This window comes from Vibrio sp. YMD68, assembly GCF_029958905.1.
Taxonomy (GTDB): domain Bacteria; phylum Pseudomonadota; class Gammaproteobacteria; order Enterobacterales; family Vibrionaceae; genus Vibrio.
The window spans coordinates 1,359,301-1,384,317 of record NZ_CP124614.1 but is presented as its reverse complement, the minus strand read 5'-3'; the positions used below and the strand labels follow the sequence as shown (position 1 = coordinate 1,384,317).

The following is a 25,017-nucleotide window of genomic DNA, read 5'->3' as shown; positions in this document are numbered from 1 at the left end:
ATTCATCAAATAAGGCATATTGTTCATTGGGAGTCTAGGTAGTTTGTGCGAGTATGTACGATAAGCAGATACAAAAAACTAGAAGGAAGTCTTGTGAACAAGACCATAAATATTAAACAGTTGGGAAGTATTGAAACCATCAATACCGCCGTCCCATACGCTCAAGACCCCACTCAGCTATTTCATTCTCTGTGTGAAAATAAGCGAGACAGTTTATTGCTTGAATCCGCTGAAATTGACTCAAAACAGAACCTTAAAAGTATGCTTTTGATCGATTCTGCGGTCAGAATTATCTGTTACGGGCATCAAGTTACCTACCAGGCGCTCACGGAAAATGGTTGCAGCTTAATCAAACATATTCACGCCAATGTGAACCCAGAGATTCACTCTGAATTCACTGAAAATCAGCTGGTACTGACATTCTCATCGGCATGCGACACATTAGATGAAGATTCTCGCCTTAGGGAGTCTTCTTCATTTGATGCCCTTCGCCTTGTACAGCATAGCTATAAAACAAACCCAGACGAAAAGTTAGAACTGTTTTTGGCCGGCCTGTTTGCTTATGACTTAGTCGCAAATTTCGAGCCGTTAGGTGAGGCAGAAAGCACTAACCAATGTCCTGACTATGTTTTTTATGTCGCCGAAACCTTATTGCGCTTCGATCATCAAACCGAGCAAGGTCACCTTCACGCCAGTAATTTTAGCCAAGATCCAAAGGTTAAGGCACAGCTAGAGCAACGACTGACAGAAATCACGACGCAGTGCCAACAACCACCAACAGAGGTTCGCGCTCAGAAGCTCGCTAAGGTTGATGTGGTTCCAAGTATCTCTGACGATGTTTTTTGTCAGACGGTAAGAGACCTAAAACACTATGTCGTTAAAGGGGATGTATTCCAGGTGGTTCCATCACGCCGATTTACCTTGCCATGCCCATCTCCTCTTGCCGCTTATAAAGAGCTGAAACAGAGTAATCCAAGCCCGTATATGTTCTACATGCAGGATGAGCTTTTTACTCTGTTTGGCGCGTCTCCTGAAAGTGCCTTGAAGTACGAAACCGAGACCAATCAAGTGGAGATCTATCCGATCGCAGGCACTCGCCACCGTGGTAAGCGCCCGAACGGAGAGATTGACTTTGACCTAGACAGCCGCATTGAACTTGAATTGCGTAGCGATAAAAAAGAAAACGCTGAGCATATGATGTTGGTCGATTTAGCAAGAAATGACGTCGCTCGAATCTCTGAGCCCGGCACTCGCCATGTTGCCGACTTACTTAAAGTCGATCGCTACAGCCATGTGATGCACTTGGTCTCTCGCGTTGTCGGTCAATTACGTGGGGATTTAGATGCACTCCATGCCTACCAGGCTTGCATGAATATGGGCACCTTAACCGGCGCACCAAAAATTCGTGCGATGCAACTCATTCGCGACGTAGAAAAAGCAAGACGAGGCAGTTATGGCGGCGCTGTAGGGTACTTAACTGGAGAGGGAACGCTGGATACCTGTATCGTAATTCGTTCTGCATACGTAGAAAATGGCGTCGCGCAAGTGCAAGCGGGCGCTGGGGTTGTCTTTGATTCAGACCCTCAAGCCGAAGCCGATGAAACTCGTGGAAAAGCTCAAGCGGTTATTTCTGCCATTCAAGCTGCGCATAAGGAATAACGACATGACACACGCGAATAACACCTCATCCGCTGATATCGTATTTATCGATAATTTTGACTCATTTACCTACAACCTAGTGGATCAATTCCGCTCGCTCGGTTATCCCGTGACGGTTTATAGGAACAACATTGATGCTAACGTCATTGTTGAAGCCATCACAAAACTCACCAACCCTGTTGTGTTGCTTTCCCCAGGTCCTGGCGCGCCTTCACAAGCAGGTTGTATGCCCGAGTTAATTCAGTTACTCAAAGGGAAAGTGCCAATGATTGGGATTTGCTTAGGTCATCAAGCGATCGTCGAAGCCTACGGTGGCACAGTCTCTGGCGCAGGAGAAATCATTCACGGTAAAGTGTCAATGATGGATCACCAGCAACATGATATCTACCAAGGTTTACCCTCTCCTTTGGCTATCGCACGCTACCACTCTTTAGTTGCTACTCATGTAACCAAAGAGCTGACCGTCACTGCTGAAGTCGATGGCCTTGTCATGTCGGTTGCTCACGAACTCGATAAAGTGTGTGGGTTCCAATTTCACCCAGAATCAATTATGACGACTTATGGTGCAACGCTTCTTGCCAACGCGATAGAATGGGCATTAGAAAAAGACGTTAACCTTGAAGAATCCGAATTAGAAAGAATGGAAAAATAGGGAATTATCATGGAAAAGATCATTAACAAGCTGTACGAGCAGCAATCACTTACTCAAGATGAAAGCCAACAGCTATTTAACGTAATAATACGTGGCGAATTAGACCCTATTTTAATGACTGCGGCGCTCACCGCCCTAAAAATTAAAGGCGAAACGCCGGAAGAAATCGCCGGTGCTGCTAAAGCGTTACTTGCTAATGCCAACCCATTCCCTCGCCCTGATTATGATTTTGCTGACATAGTTGGAACCGGAGGCGATGGGCACGACACAATTAACATCTCGACGACCGCGGCCTTCGTTGCCGCAGCCTGTGGATTAAAAGTGGCAAAGCACGGTAACCGTAGCGTCTCTTCAAAATCAGGGTCATCGGATCTTCTTGACTCTTTCGGTATCAATCTCGCCATGAGTGCGGAAGATACTCGCAAGGCTGTTGATGATCTCGGAGTGGCGTTCTTATTTGCCCCTCAATACCACGGGGGTGTTAAGCATGCCATGCCCATTCGACAAACGCTGAAAACACGCACCATTTTCAATATTCTAGGCCCGCTGATTAACCCTGCTCGTCCGAATATAGAACTGATGGGTGTTTACAGCGAAGCGCTGGTTCTTCCTATCGCTGAAACCATGTTAAAAATGGGTATGAAGCGTGCGGCAGTGGTACACGGAAGCGGTCTTGATGAAGTCGCTATTCACGGCCCAACCACAGTGGCTGAGATCAAAGAAGGTGAAATCATTCAATACACATTAACGCCCGAAGATTTCGGTGTGACAAGTCACCCTCTTGAAGCCATTAAAGGCGGAACACCAGAAGAGAATCGCGCTATTATCACTAATATTTTGACCGGTAAAGGGACCGACGCCCAACTCGGAGCTGTTGCAGTGAATGTTGCGTTACTTATGCGCCTATTTGGCCATGAAAATCTAAAAGAGAACACGCAACAAGCGATCGCCGCGATGAACTCTGGTCGGGCATTCGATCTTGTTCAGCAACTAGCAAGCAGAGGCTAAAACCATGACTCAACTTTCTGAACACGTTTCGCTGCAAGAAACTGAAATGGCCGAAGTTCTCGCAAAAATCGTGAAAGACAAACATCTTTGGGTTGCGGAGAGAAAAATAGCTCAGCCGTTATCAGAATTTAAAGACCATCTAAACCAGTCGGATCGCGATTTTTACGCTGCGTTAGAATCGGGAAAAACCGCATTCATCCTTGAGTGTAAAAAAGCATCACCTTCCAAAGGGTTGATACGTGACGATTTCAATTTAGAGCATATCGCGGCTGTTTATGATCGTCACGCCAGCGCAGTCTCAGTGCTGACTGATGAAAAATACTTCCAAGGAAATTTTGAGTTTTTACCAAAGGTACGTGCTATCGCAACCCAGCCTATTCTATGTAAAGACTTCATGATCGACAGCTATCAAGTCTACCTGGCTCGTCGCTACAGCGCAGATGCAATCTTGCTGATGCTATCGGTACTTAATGATGAGCAGTATAACGAGCTGTCGACCCTCGCCCACTCTTTGGGCATGGGCGTGCTCACTGAAATAAGTAATGATGAAGAACTCGAAAGAGCCGTCGCATTAAACGCCAAGGTTATCGGCATCAATAACCGCAACCTTCGCGACTTATCGACAGACCTTAACCGAACAAAAGAGCTCGCGCCCAAAGTGAAAGCCAAAGCGCCTAATGCCATCATTATTTCTGAATCAGGCATTTACACGCATCAGCAAGTCAAAGATCTTATCCCATACGCGAAAGGGTTTCTGATTGGCAGTTCGCTGATGGCAGAAGACAACCTTGAACTGGCCGCTCGAAAAGTCATTCTTGGAGAGAACAAAGTCTGCGGCTTAACACACCCAGACGACGCAGCGAAGGCATACCAAGCGGGCGCAGTGTTTGGTGGGTTGATTTTTGTTGAACAATCCAAACGATGTGTTGATATCGAAACGGCTCGCATCACTATGAGTGGTGCGCCTCTTCTATATGTTGGTGTTTTTCAAAATCACCCCGTCTCTTCGATTGTCGAGGTCGTCTCTAAACTTGGTCTTAAAGCAATTCAGTTGCATGGCGATGAGCCGCAGGCATTCGTCAACGAACTTAAAGAGCAGATTTCAGATTCAATTGAGATTTGGAAAGCATATGGTGTTACCGACGCCATGCCTGTTCTTTTAAAGGAAAATGTTGACCGACACTTGCTCGATACCAAGGTAGGCGAGCAATCGGGTGGCACAGGAAAAGTATTCGATTGGGATATCATTAATCACACTCAACAAATCATGCTAGCGGGAGGTCTCAATGCTGACAATGCAAAACAGGCGTCCATGCTCGGCTGTTTAGGACTCGACCTAAATTCAGGCGTTGAGTACCAAGCAGGTAAAAAAGATACCGATAAGCTGCAACAAGCATTTGCAGCAATCAGAGATTACTAAGGAATATAATCATGGCAAAACTTGACGCCTATTTTGGTGAATACGGTGGACAATATGTTCCACAAATCTTGGTCCCAGCACTAGACCAACTGGAGCAAGCGTTTATTGACGCGCAAGCAGATCCTGAATTCCAGGCGGAGTTTATGACGCTGCTGCAAGAGTATGCGGGCCGACCAACGGCATTGACCTTGACAAGAAACCTCACTAAAGGGACAAAAACCAAACTGTACCTTAAACGAGAAGATTTGCTGCATGGCGGCGCTCATAAAACCAACCAAGTTCTTGGTCAAGCGTTGCTTGCAAAGCGTATGGGTAAAAAAGAGATCATTGCAGAAACAGGCGCAGGACAACATGGTGTAGCCACCGCGCTTGCCTGTGCATTACTGGATTTGAAATGTCGCGTTTACATGGGTGCAAAAGATGTCGAACGTCAAAGTCCTAATGTATTTCGCATGAAATTGATGGGCGCTGAAGTGATTCCCGTCCATTCAGGATCGGCTACGCTTAAAGATGCGTGTAACGAGGCGCTGCGCGACTGGTCTGCTACTTATGAAGAAGCACACTACTTGTTGGGCACCGCGGCGGGTCCTCACCCTTTCCCTACCATTGTTCGTGAATTTCAACATATCATTGGCGAGGAGACTAAACGCCAAATTCTGGCGCGTGAAGGTCGCTTACCCGATGCCGTGATTGCCTGTGTGGGCGGCGGTTCAAATGCCATCGGTATGTTCGCAGATTTCATCGAAGAAAAAGACGTCCGTTTGATTGGCGTCGAACCTGCAGGTAAAGGGATTGATACTGACCAACACGGTGCGCCACTGAAACATGGCAAAACAGGCATTTTCTTTGGTATGAAAGCACCTCTGATGCAAGATAAAGACGGTCAAGTTGAAGAATCATACTCGGTATCTGCAGGGCTTGATTTCCCATCTGTAGGCCCACAACATGCTCACCTTAACTCTATTGGACGTGCCGAATACGATAACGTAACGGACGATGAAGCGCTTGATGCGTTCCAAATTCTAGCTCGTAAAGAAGGGATCATCCCAGCGCTAGAGTCTGCACACGCACTCGCTCATGCATTGAAAATGGCCCATGACGACCCGGAAAAAGAACAGTTATTGGTTGTGAATCTATCTGGACGTGGCGATAAAGACATTTTCACCGTTCACGATATTCTAGAAGAGAAAGGAGTTTTATAATGGATCGCTATCAAACACTGTTTGCTCGCTTAAGTGAGAAAAATCAAGGTGCTTTTGTCCCTTTCGTTACCGTCGGTGATCCTAACCCTGAGCAATCACTAAGAATCATGGAAACCTTAGTGGAAGCAGGCGCTGATGCTCTGGAACTGGGTATTCCATTTTCAGATCCGTTAGCTGATGGCCCAACGATTCAAGGCGCAAATATTCGAGCATTGGAGTCTAACGTTACTCCTGATATTTGCTTTGAGATGATTGGAAAGATTAGGGCGAAATATCCGGAACTGCCGATTGGGTTATTGATGTACGCAAATTTAGTGTACTCACGCGGTATCGACAATTTTTACCAACGTTGTGCCGATGCAGGCATCGATTCGGTGTTAATTGCAGATGTTCCCACTAATGAAAGTGCGGAATTCGTTGCTGCTGCTGAAAAACATGGCGTTCACCCTATTTTTATTGCACCACCAACAGCCAATGATGACACACTGAAGTCCGTGGCTAAACTCGGTAGCGGTTATACCTACCTATTGTCTCGCTCAGGGGTCACTGGCACAGAAACCAAAGCCAACATGCCTGTGGACACTCTACTGAAGCGACTCAATCAGTTTGATGCGCCACCAGCCTTGCTAGGTTTTGGTATTTCTCAACCTGAACAAGTCAAACAAGCCGTGGAAGCGGGAGCAGCAGGCGCCATTTCGGGATCAGCCGTGGTCAAAATTATCGAAACCAATGTTCGGGAACCCGATGCGATGATTGCCAAACTGCATGAGTTTGTCTCTTCAATGAAGCAAGCAACACAAAAATAGCACTGTCGTAAACCGCATCACCATACAATCTAAGACCTTCAAGCATTGAAGGTCTTTTTTGTTACGCTTTCTCGCTACACGTCATTTTTACCGCCACAGAAACAAAAAACTCTCATAGTCACAATCAATACTAAAAAGCAAACCATTGACAAAAACCAGAGCAAACGTTTGCATTGAGCAAAATAAAATCAGTTTAGATAAAAAATGTCATCTTTTATAACGATTATGGCTCCAGTCGGTTGCCAATACCTCCTGTAACGTGTAAAAACATATCAAAATATTAATCTAATTATTTAATATTGATTGGTATTTAATATTAGGATTTTACAATTTAGTAGCACAGGAGTTATGCAAGTGTTAAAACAAAAGAATTTACTAAGCAACATTGGCGTGCAGGTTGTCATCGCGATGATCCTGGGGACCATCATCGGTGGTCTTATGGGCGAAAGCGCAGTTATGTTCGCTCCAATGGGTGCCATTTTCATTGCACTGATTAAAATGTTGGTCATTCCATTGGTTGCGGTCGCACTTATTTCAGGCGCAGCGGGTTTAGGCAGTAGCCAGTCAGCAGGAAAAGTTGGCCTCACGACTCTAGGATTTTTTGGTATGACTTCCGCTTTAGCCGTTGCGCTAGCGCTTTTTATGGGCGAAGTATTTCAACCAGGAATCGGCATTGATGTTTCTGGTGTTGAAGGTATGTTTTCTGCTGAGTATGCAGCGAAAGGTGAGCTTCCAACTTTCTGGGCGACCATCACAGGTATGATCCCAACCAACATTTTTAGTTCACTTAACGATGAAAACATCCTACAGATCCTAGTCTTTTGCCTTTTCTTCGGTGTGGCACTTTCTCAGCAAGCCAAAGAGAAACGCGATCCAATCATCAATGGCGTAAACACGATTGTTGATGCAATGGTGTGGATGATCAACAAAGTAATGGTGATTGCTCCGCTAGGGGTATTTGGCCTTATGGCTGAAGCGGTAGGCACTTTTGGATTCTCAGCCTTAATGATCGTTTTCAAACTGTTTCTGGTTTACACCGCTGCGATTCTGATTTTTGGCTTCATCGTCTATCCATTGATGATTCAACTCTTTACTAAGACCTCTGCTAAGAAATTCTTAACTGCAATGAAGAAGCCGCAAGCCGTTGCTCTTTCAACAGCTTCTTCTATGGCGACATTGCCAGTGACCATGGAAACGGTTGAAAAAGAACTCGGCGTTCGTAACTCTACCGCTTCTTTTGTTTTGCCTTTAGGTGCAACAATCAACATGTCAGGCAATGCGATTTACTACGGTTTGGTTGCAATCTTCTTTGCTCAGTTATTTGGTATCGACCTAAGCATGGGCGCTTACATAGCGATCATTTTGACCTCCACACTCGGTGCGGTTGGTCAAGCGGGTGTTCCTGGTCCATCATTCTTAGTCGTTGCTGTATTACTTGCAGCAGGCATTCCAATTGAAGGTCTACCGCTTCTTTTCGCTCTTGACCGTATCTTCGATATGATTCGTACTGCGCTTAATATCACTGGTGATGCGGCCTGTGCGGTTATTGTCGATTCTTTAATTGAAGAAGAAGCGGGTGAAGTCGAACTTCGAAAACAAGAAGCATGATCAAAAGCTTAATCTAAATAGACCAAATTAAGTCTCTTTCATTCAATTGGTTAAGTTACTTAAGTGAAGTCACTAAAGATAAGTCGCAGAGCCTACATCTAAGCAAAGCGTCTTAAAAAGGCCACAAGATCTAACCTCTTGTGGCCTTTTTGTTGTTTTAATTTGAGGCGCTATTATTGGGATCTATTGTTGGGATCTATCGCACGCTTTCCCTGTTATGCACTCGATGGCATTTAACTCTATTGTTATGGTACTAAGTTATCAACGAGTCTGTTCAGACAGGGAATTAAAATGGCTGCGATGAATGAATCTAATAGCATGGCAAAACCCTGCATCGGTAACGCACTCAAAGAAGAATGTTTCTACGCGGCGCTGTTTATTGAAAAAACGCTTTCCAATCAATTCTGCGAAACAATACTCATCGATAGACTCCAACTGGCCTATTCACTTGATCCTTCGGCTGAAACTTTAAGCATTGCGACCAGTTTAAAAACCCGTGCTTATCAACAGGCATTAGATATTAATATTAAGTCATGGCCAGATGAGTACAAATCATTAGAGAAGTCAGCCATCCAGAGATTCGGTCACTGGGCTCAGTTTTGGTGTGAATACGAGATTTTCAAAATCAAACAAGGCTACCCTTATGAGGCCGATCATCGTCCAAGGTCTCTATCATTAAGCGAAGAGAACTATCACTCAGAGTTCATTGAGCGTATCGAATCCGTCGACACGCCGTATCAGACGCTTCATCATGAAGTGCCCGTCACACTTAGCGATGCGATTGTATTAATCAACCTCTCCACACTTGTTTTGCATAGCCAGTGGTACGAAATTTTACTCAATCTAGACTTATCTCGCCAGGGTAGCCATTTCTTAATGACGACGACCAATGATTACCCTTACCTGAATAAGGCAAAGACCATTGTTTCATCGGCTCGCGTTCAAAACTGGCAAGAATCGGAAAATTGGCTCTATTTCACCCCGTTTTTCCGTAATCATCACTGGCAACTCTGCTTACCCAACAACCTAAATCAACGCTGTTTAGAACTCGAACTGTTTGACTCGACGTTTCATTTTGAAGGTCACTGCAATCAAAGCTTTGAAGATAGGTTTAGTGCACATATATTAGATAAAACATTCGTCTGTGAAGTACTGCGTTTAACAGTCAGTGGCTCAAATACTCAGGGTGCTTTTTTTCTGTTTCTTGCTCAAAAAAAGCTAATGAGATATTTGATGAACAAGAACATAAAATTGGCTTACACTATCATTGAACAGCCTTGGATGATTCACTTTTACGAAACCTTACGACAAGGCGGCTATTTACCGAGTAGTTTCAGGAATATCGATCATTCTGATAGGCATACATACAAAGGGTTTTGGGTTATTCCCAATTTATGCAATGAGCTCGAAAACACAAACTTTCACTCTTATAAACGTCGCGTTGTAAGCAGAATCAAGCAAATGAAAGAGATCAACTATGTTTGACACACTGATTGCCCCTCTACTTTACCCTAAAGCGCTGGTTCTTATAGGCATCTCTTTCCTCATTCTTAGTTGGGTAGGATACTTTCGGCTGTCCCTACACAGACAATCCAGCTCGAATAACAACAAGACCTTTCGGTTTTATGTACTGTACTCCATTGGTCTATTTTTCTGGATCATGAGTAACGCCTATTTTCATACCGACTTTCTTGTCATTTTCCCCACTGACGTTGCCATTTTCATGGCGATCTTTGCCAATTTATCCGCTTTCTTTGGCTTCATGTTTGCCTTTTTGTTCTCATGTCAACTTCGAGCTGAGTTATCTCAATCAGCGACACCCAAAATACACTACCTCATTCTCAGCCTATTTGTTATTTATGCTGTCACCGTCAACATTATTCCTGATTTGACCGTTATTGATGTTCAGGTGAACAGCGCAAGCAACTTTATTATTGAATTTGGTCCGCATACTCAAGGGTTTTTCATCGTTCTGATATCCCTCGTTATCCTTACGCTGACCAATCTTATCCATATCAGACACAGTGCCAATAAGCTCGGGCAAGCGAGAATTAACTATATGCTTCTCGGCATTGCTATCTTTATGATTTCAACAGCCATCATTCAGCTCGGTTTTACTTATTTGTTGAACGACTTCTCACTGACATGGCTACCCCCTGCACTGTCAATCAGTGAAATGCTGATGGTAGGCTACGCTCTGTTAACCCGTCGATTTTTTAGTGGCCGATATATCTTATTTCTGGGACTCACCGTCGCCCTAACGAGTGGTGTTTATTCCGCACTCTACCTGTCGTTATCTCAGTTCCTTGCGCCTGCACAAGCCGGCATTCATGTCATCATTTGGTGTATGTTTATCGGTGTCACATGGCGATACCTATTCAATACGATCAAACGCTATGTCAGTCTAATTATCTATCGTTCAAAAACCACGCCTCTCGATGATATCAACGCGTTAGTGAGTGAGTTTCAATCGTCTCCTTCCATCGCTATGTCTAAACTATCGCGGTTGTTAGATGTCCCTCAGTCTCAGATACAACTTATCCAAACCAGCGAAGAAGATGAACTTTACACCCATCAAATACAGCTGAATGGGAACGCGCTCATTGTTGATGAGATAAAGGATCAAATTGATCGTTCAACGTCAAATCAACCTAAAGAATTACTCGAACTGTATACAAAGATGAGCAATACCGATGTGGCCATGATGCTGCCACTCTATGACGATAGACAAGATGTCTCTCACTTCCTGATTTCCACCCATAAAATCAGCGGGCGTTTATTTTCACAAGAAGAGATACAGGCCTTGCAAGGAATGCTTAAAAAGGCGCAAGGCTATATCAATATGGAGTGCAAAATTCGACAATCTCAAGCACTGGCGAATACTATTGCCCATGAAATGAGAAACCCTTTAGCTCAAGTATTACTGCATTTTGAAGCGCTCAGCTCACACATTGCACGTGGTTCGCAAGTTGTAGAGCTTGAAAAAGAGATAGAAAACGGAAGAAACGCCGTTGAACGTGGCAAACAACTGATTGACATTATACTGCGCGAAGTCAACAGCGCCTCTTTGGACGATGAGCCTTCCTCCTCCTACTCCATCACACAGCTTCTTAAAGGCTCATTGGAACAATACGGGTTCGAACACCCTAATCATCGAGAGCGTGTTGCTCTGCAGATAGACGGTGATTTTTACGTAAAAGTAAACGACACTCTGTTTAACTTTGTTATCTTTAATCTATTACGAAACGCGATTTACTATTTTGATTCTTATCCTGATAGTCAAATTGCTATTTCAGCGTCACAGCACGAAAACCAAGCTACCGTGGTCATACGAGATTCAGGGCCAGGTATTTCTGACAAGATACAGAGCCAAATTTTTAACGACTTTTTCTCACACAATAAAAGTGGTGGCAGTGGGCTAGGCCTGAGCTACTGTCAGCGAGTCATGACCTCCTTTGGTGGCACAATTCGATGCCATTCTAAACTTGGTGAATTTACTGAGTTTCACCTCATATTTCCCGCGGTAAGCCCTCCTCCAGTCAATGAAAGAAAGACGAGCGGCGTGGTTAAAAATACCGACAAAAAACATCGCGTGGATGTGAGTAAGGTTTCCAATAAACATATTTTAGTTGTTGATGATAAGGAAGTTCAACGAGCTTTAGTCACTCTTTATCTTGAACAGCTGGACATGGGGTTCAACGTCATTCAAGCCAACAACGGAAAAACCGCCATTGATATCTTTAACACTAACCCTATTGATCTTGTGATCATGGACGTGCAAATGCCTATCATGAATGGTTTTGAAGCTTCGATTGAGCTAAAGAAAATATCCCCCGCAACCCCTATCATCGCTTTGTCTGGAGAATCTGGCGCCAAAGAACTGTCTCTGATTGCTCGCCTAATGGATGATCATTTGACTAAGCCAACCGGGCAAGAAGCATTAAAAGAAAAAGTACTCAAATGGCTGAATAAAGATAAGGAAACTCAATCGATCCATTAGTTGGCATTTAATATGCTTCATTTTCTAACAACGATGCGGTGGCAATTTTTTGGCTAATAAAAGCCCTCCGCGCCGATTTAGATTAGGAGCAATCACTATGGATATTCATCGACATACATACTACGGATTAATTCATCACGGAATAAAAACGCTGCTTGTGGATCGCATTGGTCATTTTACTGAGGCGGAGTACCACGAATACCTAAATGTAATGACAGGAAAATCCTGTTGTTTTTCAATGAGCGATGAAGAGTTAAGGTCAGCCGTCGACAATTTAAGAACCGAAGGGTATCTAGAAGATATAAAACAGCTGGTTTCGACTCAACAAACCTCCAGTTTGGAAAGATAGTTCGCTAGCTGGAGAGTACACGGATATCCCTAGTTTTATTATTCGTTGTATTTATTGTGCCTTGGTTATTGGTCATTGGTTATTGGTTATTGGTTATTGGTTATTGCATTGTTTTTTCTTTGGGTGATTTCAAGCCATAGCAGGCCAATCCAATAATGAAAAATCACTCTTCAGAATTATAACGTCACTTTCTTAATCTCTATTTGCTACAATGCCTCAATAACTGTTCTCAGCGACCTCTCTGGTCGCTTTTTTGTTTTTTGGAATACCTATGACTCATGAAGTAAATGCCCCAAAAGGGCAACTGTTATTAAGAACCCTCGCAATGCCCGCAGACACCAACGCTAATGGTGATATATTTGGTGGTTGGATAATGTCTCAACTCGATTTAGCTGGTGGTATCCTGGCCAAAGAAATTTCTTCAGGCCGTATTGTTACCGTCTCTGTATCCAGCATTACCTTTAAGAAACCCGTGAAAGTGGGCGATGTAGTGTGCTGTTATGGTGAATGCAAAAAAATTGGCAGGACTTCGATGTCCATTAAACTAGACGTATGGGTAAAGCCTGTGAAAGAAGATGGCGTCGGTGAACGTTTTCAAGTGTGCGAAGCCACGTTCAATTACGTAGCAATCGACCAAAAAGGTAGACCTCGTTTAATTAAGCAGCCCTAAACTCACATTAAGGTTATATTATTGCTGAAAAAAACTGCTACAGTCAGTACATTACTGTTCAGGAATGAACCGAACCGAATCATTCAACAAACTCGCTAATTATTATAAGGATATAGCCATGTGGTACGTAATTTTTTCAACAGATATTGAAAACTCACTCGAAAAACGACTTTCTGTTCGCCCACAGCATTTAGCCAGGCTAGAGCGTTTAAAAGATGAAGGTCGCTTACTGACGGCAGGCCCAATGCCTGCGATTGATTCAGAAAACCCAGCGGAAGCCGGCTTCACTGGATCGACGGTAATCGCAGAATTTAATTCACTGCAAGATGCGCAGCAATGGGCGGATGCAGACCCTTACATAGAGGCTGGTGTTTATGCCAATGTCATCGTTAAACCATTTAAGAAAGTATTTTAATATGCGTAAAGTTATCATTGGTGCCTTGGCTTCTTTGATGTTATTTGGCTGCTCTTCTAATGCTGATCAACAAAGAAATCTTGAACTCTTAGCCCAAAACAGAGCCAGCGTCTTAAGCTCTGAGTTACCTTTGGAGTATGGTCCTCTGTCAATCATGCGGGCGAGAGCAAAGGGTACAACCATCGAAATAATGATGGTTTACAATGATGATGCGCCTGGCGCAAAACCCACTCAACAAATCATGAAAATGAGTGTAGACAGCTATTGCAGTGACCCGGATGTAAAAAACAATCTCGAAGTGGGCGTTAGCTACCGTATACAAATGCGCAACAGTCGTGGCCAGCTAATGATTGACCAATACATTGATAATAGTACGTGCCAGTAGGTTGAAGTATAGGTGACACATGCGCTGTTAGATCGACCACACTGCTCAAGAACGCCATCTCTTAAATGATAATTTTTATCCTATCACTTGTGATACGCATTCAGGCCAGCAGTAATTGAAGCTTGCATATTCGATATTACGCATATACATTATGCGACTCAGGTCACGCATATACTGTTTGTTACATCAAACACTTATAAAATAGTAAGAACCCGCTGGAGTTTCCATGAAAAAAATTATTTCTGCACTCGCTGTTACCGCTGCACTTGCATCATCTGTCGCTTTTGCTTCTACGCCTGTGATGTTTTCATCGATTAATAATTTTAATGCACCCGACGAGCAAGCGGTTGGTGGTGTACGTGTCGCTGCTCTTTACGGTAAAGTCGACGACCTTAAAGGGGTTGATCTGGCTATTGTTGGACTTTCTGAAACGAACAATACAACGGGTGTTAACCTGGGGTTTTTTGGCGCTTCTAAAGTCAACGAATCGATGACTGGGGCATCTTTAGGCTTTTTTAACTGGAATACTGGTTCGACACTTGGCGCAAACATTGGTGCAGTCAACGTAACCAACGATGTTAAAGGTGCGAACATTAGTTTTGTTAACTATTCAGAGGGCAATACACTGGTTGATATTGGTGCAGCAAACCTTTCTGATACATCAACCGTTCAATTTGGCTTTTTCAACAAAACAGCAAAAATTGAAGGCGTTCAAATCGGTATCATTAACTGTGCTGATAACGGGTTCTTCAAGTGTTTCCCTATTATCAACTTCGCTAAGTAGTCTGCCTTTTGTCCGAACCTAGCGATTAGAAAATCGCTATAAAGAGAAATTCATCGGACAATAGAGCGAGATACAAATAAAAATGCCGCTATCGTAGCGGCATTTTCTCATCCAGAACCTTCTCGATCTTGTTGTCTTTACTCGCTAAGCGATTTCTCGTTCCTTCCATTCTTCTCTTAACGATTTTGCCGCTGAGACCAGATTGGTTAAGGCTTGCTCGGTTTCAGTCCAATTGCGCGTTTTTAACCCACAGTCTGGATTGACCCACAAACGGCTTGCTGGGATTTTCTCTGCCGCTTTTCTTAGTAGGCCTTGAATCCACGCTTCTGATGGAATATTTGGCGAATGGATGTCATAGACACCTGGCCCAATTTCATTGGGGTAGTTGAACTCTTCAAAAGCGCGTAATAATTCCATATTTGAGCGAGATGTTTCGATGGTAATAACATCAGCATCAAGCGCCGCGACGGAATCAATAATTTCATTAAATTCGCTATAACACATATGCGTGTGAATCTGTGTTTCTGGTCTCGCACTGGCCGCTGAAATCTTAAATGCATCCACCGCCCACTCCAAGTACTGCTTATGATCTCTCTTTTTTAGCGGCAAGCCCTCTCGAATCGCGGGCTCATCTATTTGAATGATATTAATACCTGAATCCTGCAAATCAGACACTTCATCTCGGAGAGCAAAAGCAAGCTGTTGAGCAATTTTTTTACGGGAGATATCTTCTCGAGGGAACGTCCAACACAGTATCGTTACTGGGCCTGTCAGCATGCCTTTCATTTGCTTAGAAGTCAGAGATTGTGCATAGGTGGTCCAATCTACGCTGATTGGCTTTTCACGCTCAATATCAGCAACAACAATCGCCGGTTTCACACAGCGTGACCCATAGCTTTGTACCCAACCAAATTGAGTCGTTTGAAAACCAGAAAGGTTCTCTGCGAAATATTCCACCATGTCATTACGTTCGGCTTCACCGTGCACCAGTACGTCCAAATCTAGGGCTTCTTGACGTTTCACGGCATCGGCAATATGCCCTTTTAACGCTTCATTATATTGGGATTCGGTTAAAAGACCTTGCTTATATGCACTTCGCTGAGCTCGAATTTCACCCGTTTGAGGAAACGAACCAATCGTTGTTGTCGGCAATAAAGGTAACCCAAGTGCCGTTGATTGATGTTTAGCGCGTGTCACATATTGCTCGCTCCGCTCAGATAGTGCTTTGGTAATACTGTTAATACGCGCTTCAACTTGCGGCTTATTCACCTGGCTTGACGAGAGTCTTGCAGCAATGGGGTGGCTGTATTCCTCACACGCTAAAATCGCTCTACCATCACCATCGATAGCCGCCGCGAGTAACGCAACCTCTTCAACTTTTTGTTTAGCAAAAGCAAACCAAGACTTCACTTCTTCACTTAACTCCGCTTCTAAATCCAGATCCACAGGGCTATGCAGTAATGAACACGATGTGCCAATCCATAACCGTTCAGCCAGTTTGTCTTTCACAGGTTTCAAGCGTTCAACCCAAGTGCTTAAATCGGCGCGCCAAACATTTCGACCATTAATTACACCTGCAGACAATATCCAGTCTTGAGGAAGTTTTGAAACAACAAGGTCTAATTGATCTGGGGCAGCAGCTAAGTCGATGTGTAAGCCTTGGACTGATAGTTCAACAATCTTGTCAATCGTATCTACTACTGAATCAAAATACGTCGTAAGTAGCAACTTCACATCACTTTGAATTACTTGGTATGCAAGTTTGAATGAATCAAGCCACTTCTCTTCCAGCTCTAAGGACAAAATAGGTTCGTCAATTTGAACCCATTCCACACCTAAGCTCGCCAGTTTTGAGAGAATGGCTTGGTAAGCCGTCAATAAACGCGGAAGCAATGTCAGACGATCAAAATCTTGCTCGACTTCTTTTCCTAAATAAAGATAACTCAGTGGACCAAGCAAAACGGGTTTGACTTTATGCCCCGCTTTCATTGCTTCATTCACTTCTTCGAATAGTTGCGGCCAACTGACTTCAAAACTATCATTTTGGCTGAATTCTGGAACGATATAGTGGTAATTGGTGTTGAACCACTTGGTCATGTCTGAAGCAGCGTTGCCGTCACTCTCTTCCGCACTGCTGCACCCACAACTCGCTTGGGATTGACCACGACCGACTTTAAATACTGTGTCTAAATCGGGGAAGCCATCGCTATGACGCTTTGGTGTATGACCCAATAACAGTGTTGTCGTTAACACATGGTCATACCATGCAAAATCCCCTGCGGTCGTAAAGCTCAGCTTTGCCTCATCCTGCAACTGCCAATGCTTATTACGAAGGGTCGACCCTACCTCTTTGAGTGCTTTTTGATCTATTTCACCACGCCAGTATTGTTCCAATGCAAATTTTAGCTCTCTTTTTTCGCCAATACGTGGGTAGCCTAATATATGTGTTGTTATGGTTGCTGCTGTCATTTCCCTAGTCCTTCTGATGATTTTGGTTCTGCGCCAATAATTCTTAAGCTCGTTAGTCAATGACTAATAAAGAGCTCTAGATGGCCAAACTATCTCGTTTTTCATCAATATGAACAATCTCCATTTATTCACCTTGTTTATTAATAATATTCATGAACACCCAGGCAAATAGCCATCTAGATGTTTACACATCCAATTATAATAGGTAGATTAGAGAAGCTAATGAAACTTCAAGGAAGATGAGAGGAACTCATGATTGAGCTAAAACATTTACGCACTCTGACCTCATTAAGAGAGACGGGGTCATTAACCGCCACCGCCACCGCTCTACACCTGACTCAATCGGCGTTGTCTCATCAAATAAAAGATCTCGAATCCAGAATCGGTGGGCAGCTCTTCTTGCGTAAGACGCGACCGGTGAAATTCACGTCCGAAGGTGAAATTTTACTTAAAGTGGCCAATGAGGTACTGCCGAAACTCGCTCAAGCAGAAAATGAAATTGCCAGTTTGAAAGAAGATGTGAATGGACGGTTACACATGGCCATCGAATGCCATTCCTGTTTTCAGTGGCTTATGCCTGCTCTCAAAGAATATCAACTCGCTTGGCCAAGTGTAGCCCTTGATTTTTCATCGGGATTTGGATTTGAGCCCTTGCCTGCTTTAGTGGCTGGTGAACTTGATCTTGTCATCACCTCAGACATTCAACCCCGATCTGAAGTCCACTATGAACCCTTGTTTGATTTTGAAATGCGTCTTATCACCTCAACCACTCATCCGTTCTCAACAAAGGTGTGTGTCGAACCAGAAGATATCAGCGATCAAACCATGCTCTCTTACCCGGTGCAGAAACAGCGCCTTGATATCGTAAAACACTTTTTGCAACCGGCAGGCGTCGAGCCTCAGAAATGGAAGCAAGCCGATAACACCTTGATGCTGGTTCAAATGGTGTCCGCTGGGCTAGGAGTTGCTGCTCTACCCAATTGGGCAATTAGCGAGTTTTCTAGGCAAGGGTTAATCAGCAGTAAACCTCTAGGCAAAGGCCTGTGGCGCAGACTGTTTGCCGCCACGCGAAATTCCGAGAAAGATAAGCGCTACTTACAAGCCTTCTTTTCGACCGCCAAACTTCAATGCAAAAGCCACCTTGATGGGATCAAGATGGCTTAAGGGAAATGGCTGATATGTCATTGTTTATTTATGCATTTCCCTTCAAACAAGGAAATGCTCTTAGCGTTGGTATGCTTTAAACTGATTGGTCAATGGATCATATTGATAACCTAATACATCCAGTTTTCCAATCAGGCTTTCAACATCCATTTCATACGTGCTGACCAATTCGTCAAAGCTGTCACATTCTAGACGCAGCTTTTCATTAACGATACCCAGAAGGATGGCGTTATCGAGACGAGTAATATTACTAAAATCCATCACTATTCTCCTTTATTGCAAGAGTTAAACTTCTCAGGGGTAAAGAGATAAAAAGTAAGGGGTAAACGTTTACCAATTCAGGCTTTACTTAAAGCGCATACCTTACTCAAAGCGCATACCTTACTCAAAGCATAGTTGCTATTCATAGTGTCGCTGTGATTTCTTAGTTAAAAAGTGATCCTCTTCTAAATCACCATGACTTGAGATGAAATGGTCGCGGAGCATAACAATAACAGCAATCCCAGACCTATCTGAATTTTTTCTGGTGCGCGAGTCGCCAATAAATGCCAACACGAAACCACTACCCCCAGTAACACAGATAAAAAACTAATCACTAGCGGTATCAATATTCGCTCCAACTGCGACTCATCGAACTGATAAATACTCGCTAGGACACACCCGGTGAACATCATTGCAGCAATCACTACGGTCACAGGTAAGATTCGATGGAACGCTTGTAAACGTGTTCGAGCAATGGTCAATAATAAGTGTGAGAAACTTGCACCAAGCAAAAAGATCAGAACAAAGTAAGTAAATGATTGAGGCACACTCAATTGCTGAATAATTTGAATACCCACAAACGACAAGGCAAAACCATTCGCGAGAAATAGCAACCAGATGGGGCCAGCATCACGTGTTTTGCCCGTTTGAACGCGAGAGTAAAAATAGAATATCGCAAAAACCACCATAAATGCTTCGATTTTCAAAGAAGCCGTCGCTAACCATAGGACCCCTATCGCTGGTAGCATTTTATGAATACGCCCACGCTGCCCAGGGCAAATATCGCCTTTGACTAAAATGAGAGTCAGTACCAGTTGTGCCCCAAGAAGCATCGCTGGAAAAAGAGAAATCAAGTGATTGACCATAATATCCACTGTTAAAAATCGAAGTATCAATAATTAGCAGAGGATAATAACAGACCTAAACCCATTCACTAACTGCAATCCTCCACGAACCGCTCTTGATACCGAATTTGTGATATCAAATCTACGCTCATACAAGTAAAAGGAAGCTATGTCTGCTGATGATAGTTTGCAGGCCACAATATGAATCGTTCTATGTGGTAAGTAGTTCTATGTGGTAAATAGTTCAATGTGAATGGGTCAGAGTGCATTGGTCAATGTTTCTGTAGTAGATAGTTCATTGCAGCTTCCAACTCTAAAATCCCTTTGTAGACCCCCTGTTCATCCACTAGCACCCACGGGAATGGCAATTGTTCTTCAATATAGCGTTCTAAATCTAAAAGAGACAAACGGTAATCCAACCTTGAAAATCCAGTTTTCATTAACTGGTTCACTGGGCGATTCCAAATGGCGGCTTCTCGGTTACTCTCTAATTCCGTCCCCATTTGAGGTGTGAGGTGTAAATTCACCTCAACTTTCGATACCAAACCCACGCATTTCTTGTTCACAATAACGGGAAAGGTTAACGACGGAGAGCTTTGAAGCCTTTCATTAACCTCAACAAGTGGTGTACTTGGGTCTAACGTTCCAACATTTGTCGCCAACTTGAGTAACGTCAGCTTTTGATGTGTGTTTCTAAAGCCTTCTAACTCAGACGCTAACGCCACTTGATAATCGAGCGCATAAGCAATGTTCTCGATCGCAACCGGTTTAGAAAACAGATAGCCCTGCATATAGTCAACCCCTAGAGCTTTTAGCACACTTAGCTCCCCTAAGGTTTCCACCCCCTCTGCCACCACCTTAATGCCCAGGGTATGTGAGAGATCAGTAATCATTTTAACAATGTGGTACTGTCCTGACCCTTTTGTTATCTCACGAACAAACTCGCGATCGATTTTCAGAATGTCAAAATGCCGCTCGCGCAAGTAGTTAAATGAAGAATACCCTGTGCCGAAATCATCAATAGCGATTTGCACACCGCTTTCGCGAAGCGCTTGCAAAGCCTTACCCTGACTCGGGCTACTCTCAAAATAGGCACTTTCAGTGAGCTCAATGGTTATTGATTCAAAACTATCAGCGTAATGCTCAAGCATCTGCGATGTTTCTTTCAATACCTGCTCTGTTCCCAAGTTTGTATTAAGTGAACGGTTAATCGTCAATCCTACGTTATCACCACATACGGCTCGGATTTTACTAAAATCACCTAAAGCAATCTTTCCAACTGTGCAATCCAGCTGCGGAACCAGTTCGAGATCTTCGGCAATATTGATCATTTCTTGAGTCGTAAATTCCAAATTCAGTACAGGGGCGAAGCGACACAATGCTTCAAACTTGGCTATCTGCCATGTGTTGGTGTCAATAATGGGTTGATAATGTACATGAAGTTTATGGTTCGCTATCGATTCTCGAACAATCTCTTCGAGTATTTTTTTTCTTTCCAGCTCTTTATGAGTTTTGCTGTGGTAGAACGAAATGCTCGTTTGACCGCTAGGCTTGCTATCCATCATCGCTTGCATCGCATGAGAAATGGCTCGTTTCGGGACATCGGTATCATAACCAATAATGGATACCCCAATTCGTCCGCTAACCACGTATTCATGTATGTTTTGTTCGCCTTCCAATTTAACTTCTTGGAAAAACTGGCTAATCGATTTCATCAATGCACGTTGTGGGCTGATTTTTTTCTGTGATGGGCTTTCGACGCAAACAACAAAGACACCATTTGAAAGGTATCCCGCCAAACTGCTGTAACGGCTGCGAGACAACATATCGGAAAACAACTGCCTATTTTCCAAAATATTCTCCTCACCAAAACTCGGCTGCAACGCAATCACCACTTTTCGGCTATCGATCGTATTCGAAGAACACAGCTCTTCTAGCAGTTTAACAAACCGATCTTTAGTCGGCAGTTGAGTTAAAAGCTCAACCCCTCCTAATCCTTTATCTGCAATTCGATACAATTGATTCGATAAATCGACGACGATCCCGAGGTAATAGACTTTATTATTACTAAAGGTGACCTTTTGGATGGTGAGATCTTGAGGAACTGTCAAACCTGCAGCTGTACGGCTTAAAATACTGCCGCCCCAAGAGCCTTTTTCGTGAATGTCTCGCCACATATCTTGGTAAAATTCGTCGGGATATTTGCCTGCATTAAATATATTGGCTTTTAATCCCAGCATTTCATTTCGCTTAAACCCTTTTAACTGCTCAAAATAGCGATTGCACGTCAAGATTCGAGTCTCACTGTCTGTGACGACGATGCCATGATGCGTGTTCTCGAACAGGATCTGGAATACCTCACACAAATCATCCATTGACGTTAAGCCAATCAAAGGGCGAAATGTCCCACTGATCGCGTTTTTCTCAGGCTTCTCCATGTACACTTCAACCTGAATGAAACCCGTTCCTTTGGGCATCAGAGTGCAATTGACGTATTCGCTCACTCCAGTTTTAAGCACTCGCACCAGTGCATCTTTCAAGTCACGTCTCTGTGTTCCTGGCATATACTCTAAAATATCGTCCATTGACGAAATTGAATTCGACGCATTGAGCAAGCCTTCAAGTTCTTTTTTATCAAAGTCAAACTCTCGCTTATCTAAATTCAAATACCACTCATACACGGCAGAGGCATCGAATACAGAATTCGTCTCGAGTACTCCAACATCTGGCACTTCACTATCCAGCGTACTCTTATTTTGAACCATAGATATACTCTCGTTTGTTGCATCTGATTTGGTTAAAGGTGCTCGACTCATTTTATAGAGAACCTATTTATAGAAAACTCGTTAAGTCACTATTATGAATATAGTTGAAACTATAGATCGCTCGCGGTTTAATTGGGATTGTTTTCTTCATTCTTGCCTATTATTTCCACTTCATTGCAACGAAACTAGCTACTCAGTCAACAACTCGCTATACTTCGCCCTCGCAATTCTAGAGGTCAAAATATGCACAGCAAAATCACACCAATCTTTGAACACAAAAAGTACTGGGCCGAATGTTTTGGAACGGCTCCTTTTCTTCCTACCAGTAGAAAAGAGATGGATATGCTTGGTTGGGATAGCTGTGACATTATCATCGTTACCGGAGATGCGTACGTTGACCACCCTAGCTTTGGTATGGCGATTATTGGCCGATTACTAGAAGCCCAAGGGTTTCGCGTCGGTATTATTGCCCAACCCGCTTGGAACAATAAAGATGCGTTCATGGCACTCGGTAAACCGAATCTGTTTTTTGGTATTACGGCCGGCAATATGGATTCAATGATTAATCGATACACGTCTGACCGTAAACTTCGTCACGATGACGCCTATACGCCAAATAATGAAGGGGGTAAACGACCTGACCGAGCTACTTTAGTTTACTCTCAGCGCTGTCGTGAAGCCTACAAAGGCACTCCTATTGTTCTTGGTGGTATTGAAGCCAGTTTGCGCCGTGTCGCCCATTACGATTATTGGTCAGATAAAGTGCGTCGCTCCGTTTTATTTGATGCAAAGGCCGATATTCTCCTGTTTGGTAACGCTGAACGAGCCTTAGTGGAAGTCGCTCACCGTCTTGCTGATGGTGAAGAGATGTCGACAATGACCAATATTCGTGGCACAGCCGTGAACCTAGCGGCCGCACCAGATCATTTCAAAATCATCGATTCGTCTCGAATTGAGAAACCTAATAAAGCTTACGTTCCCGTTAATCCGTACGAAATAGAAACACAGTGCGAGACGAAAAAAGACGAAGAACCCAAAGCGCAACCCATTACTGTTCGTCCTTCTCGTCACGATGCAAAAACAACCGCGGTTCGTATTCCTGCTTTTGAAAAACTGAACAACGACCGAATTCTGTACGCACACGCCAGCCGTATTCTTCACTTGGAAACCAACCCGTATTCTGGTCGCGCACTGATTCAACGCCATGGTGATCGAGAGCTTTGGGTCAATCAGGCGCCGATTCCACTTTCTACAGAAGAGATGGATTACGTATTTGGCCTTTCCTACAAACGCGTTCCACACCCTATGTACGGCAAGGCGAAGATCCCCGCCTACGACATGATTAAAACCTCCGTCAACATCATGCGTGGCTGTTTTGGTGGCTGCTCATTCTGCTCCATTACAGAGCATGAAGGTCGTATTATTCAGAACCGTTCAAAAGAATCTATTCTGGAAGAAATCGAAGATATTAAAGAGAAAGTGCCAGGATTTACTGGGACAATTTCTGATCTAGGTGGGCCAACGGCCAACATGTACCGACTAGGCTGTTCAGATCCAAAAGCTGAGATTAACTGCCGCCGTCCTTCTTGTGTGTTCCCTAAAATCTGTGAAAAACTGAACACAGACCACCAGCACACTATCGATCTTTATCGCTCAGCGAGAAAAGTTCCCGGCGTTAAAAAAATCATGATTGCATCGGGCGTACGTTATGACTTAGCGATCGAATCACCTGAATATGTGCGTGAGTTGGTTACCCACCACGTTGGCGGGTACCTAAAAATAGCGCCTGAGCACACTGAAAAAGGCCCTTTGGACCTCATGATGAAACCTGGCATGGGCACTTACGACCGTTTCAAAGAGATGTTCGAGAAATACAGCGCTGAAGCAGGCAAAAAACAATATCTCATTCCTTACTTTATCTCTGCTCATCCAGGCACTGAAGATGAAGATATGCTTAACCTTGCGATGTGGTTGAAAAAGCACAATTACGAATGTGATCAAGTACAGAATTTCTACCCATCGCCTATGTGTAACGCAACATCCATGTACTACTCAGAGACAAACCCTTTGAAGCGCGTTAAATACAAAAAACGCGAAGATGTAACGGTACCAAAAGGCGATCGTCAGCGTCGTTTACATAAAGCACTGTTGCGATACCATGATCCAGATAACTGGAAAATCATTCGTGAAGCCTTGATCAGTATGGGTAAACAGCACCTTATTGGTGATAAGGCAAACTGCTTAGTTCCTGCCGAAGATTTGGATACCATGACACCTGCGCAGCGAAGAAAATCAGGTCGTCACGGAGCCAATCGATTTGCTACCAAACACACCAAAAACCAGCCTGGTTTTGGCCCCAATCGTTCCACGCTAGGTGATGACACAGGGAAGCAACATAAAGGGAAGTCAAACAATCAGAATGCAGGTAAGCAAGGATCGGGGCAAGGGCAAAAGCCGAATCGTTCTGGTAAGCCAAACAACAGCGGACCAGCAGGTAATAACAGTGGCAACAATACCGGTGGAAACAGAAAACCCAAGCGCCACTAAAGCGATGT

General features: G+C 43.8%; 20 protein-coding genes. 16 read left to right on the top strand and 4 right to left on the bottom strand.

Annotated elements, in window-relative coordinates:
• The first annotated feature begins 93 nt into the window (after nt 1-93).
• The 14 genes from QF117_RS12540 (at nt 94) to QF117_RS12475 (ending at nt 14,958) form a co-directional block, all read left to right on the top strand.
• A complete protein-coding gene (locus QF117_RS12540; RefSeq protein ID WP_282389227.1) occupies nt 94-1,659 on the top strand; it encodes an anthranilate synthase component 1 in 1,566 nt (521 codons plus the stop codon).
• 4 nt (nt 1,660-1,663) lie between these two features.
• The gene (locus tag QF117_RS12535; protein WP_282389226.1) at nt 1,664-2,311 is read left to right on the top strand and encodes an aminodeoxychorismate/anthranilate synthase component II; all 648 of its coding nucleotides are present in this window, start codon (nt 1,664-1,666) and stop codon (nt 2,309-2,311) included.
• A gap of 9 nt (nt 2,312-2,320) precedes the next feature.
• On the top strand, nt 2,321-3,319 hold the full coding sequence (trpD, locus tag QF117_RS12530; RefSeq protein WP_282389225.1) for an anthranilate phosphoribosyltransferase: 999 nt from the start codon (nt 2,321-2,323) through the stop codon (nt 3,317-3,319).
• A gap of 4 nt (nt 3,320-3,323) precedes the next feature.
• Complete coding sequence (gene trpCF / locus QF117_RS12525) at nt 3,324-4,739, top strand: bifunctional indole-3-glycerol-phosphate synthase TrpC/phosphoribosylanthranilate isomerase TrpF (RefSeq protein WP_282389224.1); 1,416 nt, start codon at nt 3,324-3,326, stop codon at nt 4,737-4,739.
• Nucleotides 4,740-4,750: 11 nt separating this feature from the next.
• A complete protein-coding gene (gene trpB, locus QF117_RS12520; RefSeq protein WP_282389223.1) occupies nt 4,751-5,941 on the top strand; it encodes a tryptophan synthase subunit beta in 1,191 nt (396 codons plus the stop codon).
• On the top strand, nt 5,941-6,747 hold the full coding sequence (trpA, locus tag QF117_RS12515; protein WP_282389222.1) for a tryptophan synthase subunit alpha: 807 nt from the start codon (nt 5,941-5,943) through the stop codon (nt 6,745-6,747). The genes trpB and trpA overlap by 1 nt, the downstream gene beginning before the upstream one ends.
• A 348-nt stretch (nt 6,748-7,095) precedes the next feature.
• Nucleotides 7,096-8,355: a dicarboxylate/amino acid:cation symporter gene (locus QF117_RS12510; protein ID WP_282389221.1), complete on the top strand. Its 1,260-nt coding sequence runs from the start codon at nt 7,096-7,098 to the stop codon at nt 8,353-8,355.
• A 291-nt stretch (nt 8,356-8,646) separates the two neighbouring features.
• Nucleotides 8,647-9,840 carry an acyl-homoserine-lactone synthase gene (locus QF117_RS12505; protein WP_282389220.1) on the top strand — a complete coding sequence of 398 codons (1,194 nt, stop codon included), beginning with the start codon at nt 8,647-8,649 and terminating at the stop codon, nt 9,838-9,840.
• Nucleotides 9,833-12,355 carry a response regulator gene (locus tag QF117_RS12500; protein WP_282389219.1) on the top strand — a complete coding sequence of 841 codons (2,523 nt, stop codon included), beginning with the start codon at nt 9,833-9,835 and terminating at the stop codon, nt 12,353-12,355. The genes QF117_RS12505 and QF117_RS12500 overlap by 8 nt, the downstream gene beginning before the upstream one ends.
• 97 nt (nt 12,356-12,452) lie before the next feature.
• Nucleotides 12,453-12,704, top strand: coding sequence for a hypothetical protein (locus QF117_RS12495; protein ID WP_017038990.1), 252 nt, complete (start codon nt 12,453-12,455; stop codon nt 12,702-12,704).
• A 271-nt stretch (nt 12,705-12,975) separates the two neighbouring features.
• Nucleotides 12,976-13,374 (top strand): acyl-CoA thioester hydrolase YciA, encoded by a 399-nt coding sequence (gene yciA, locus QF117_RS12490; RefSeq protein ID WP_282389218.1) that lies wholly within the window; start codon nt 12,976-12,978, stop codon nt 13,372-13,374.
• Between the two features lie 118 nt (nt 13,375-13,492).
• Nucleotides 13,493-13,789, top strand: a complete 297-nt coding sequence (locus tag QF117_RS12485; protein ID WP_282389217.1) for a YciI family protein — start codon at nt 13,493-13,495, stop codon at nt 13,787-13,789.
• Between the two features lies 1 nt (nt 13,790).
• Entirely contained in the window at nt 13,791-14,174 is a 384-nt protein-coding gene (locus QF117_RS12480) for a GspS/AspS pilotin family protein (RefSeq protein ID WP_282389216.1), read from the top strand.
• A gap of 226 nt (nt 14,175-14,400) precedes the next feature.
• On the top strand, nt 14,401-14,958 hold the full coding sequence (locus QF117_RS12475; RefSeq protein WP_282389215.1) for a phaC PHA synthase: 558 nt from the start codon (nt 14,401-14,403) through the stop codon (nt 14,956-14,958).
• Nucleotides 14,959-15,102: 144 nt separating this feature from the next.
• Here the strand turns inward: QF117_RS12475 and metE are convergent, their stop codons facing one another.
• The gene (gene metE / locus QF117_RS12470) at nt 15,103-17,427 is read right to left on the bottom strand and encodes a 5-methyltetrahydropteroyltriglutamate--homocysteine S-methyltransferase (RefSeq protein ID WP_282389214.1); all 2,325 of its coding nucleotides are present in this window, start codon (nt 17,425-17,427) and stop codon (nt 15,103-15,105) included.
• 252 nt (nt 17,428-17,679) lie between these two features.
• Here metE and QF117_RS12465 point away from each other — a divergent pair, with 252 nt between their 5' ends.
• Entirely contained in the window at nt 17,680-18,591 is a 912-nt protein-coding gene (locus QF117_RS12465; protein WP_282389213.1) for a LysR substrate-binding domain-containing protein, read from the top strand.
• A 60-nt stretch (nt 18,592-18,651) separates the two neighbouring features.
• On the opposite strand, the gene QF117_RS12460 is transcribed toward QF117_RS12465, so the two are convergent.
• From QF117_RS12460 to QF117_RS12450, 3 genes are all read right to left on the bottom strand, one after another.
• A complete protein-coding gene (locus tag QF117_RS12460) occupies nt 18,652-18,852 on the bottom strand; it encodes a DUF4250 domain-containing protein (RefSeq protein ID WP_282389212.1) in 201 nt (66 codons plus the stop codon).
• Nucleotides 18,853-19,037: 185 nt separating this feature from the next.
• Entirely contained in the window at nt 19,038-19,718 is a 681-nt protein-coding gene (locus tag QF117_RS12455) for a hypothetical protein (protein WP_282389211.1), read from the bottom strand.
• A 251-nt stretch (nt 19,719-19,969) separates the two neighbouring features.
• Nucleotides 19,970-22,462: an EAL domain-containing protein gene (locus tag QF117_RS12450; RefSeq protein WP_282389210.1), complete on the bottom strand. Its 2,493-nt coding sequence runs from the start codon at nt 22,460-22,462 to the stop codon at nt 19,970-19,972.
• Nucleotides 22,463-22,705: 243 nt separating this feature from the next.
• Between QF117_RS12450 and QF117_RS12445 the strand changes: the two genes are divergently transcribed.
• Nucleotides 22,706-25,009: a YgiQ family radical SAM protein gene (locus QF117_RS12445; RefSeq protein ID WP_282389209.1), complete on the top strand. Its 2,304-nt coding sequence runs from the start codon at nt 22,706-22,708 to the stop codon at nt 25,007-25,009.
• The last annotated feature ends 8 nt before the right edge of the window (nt 25,010-25,017 follow it).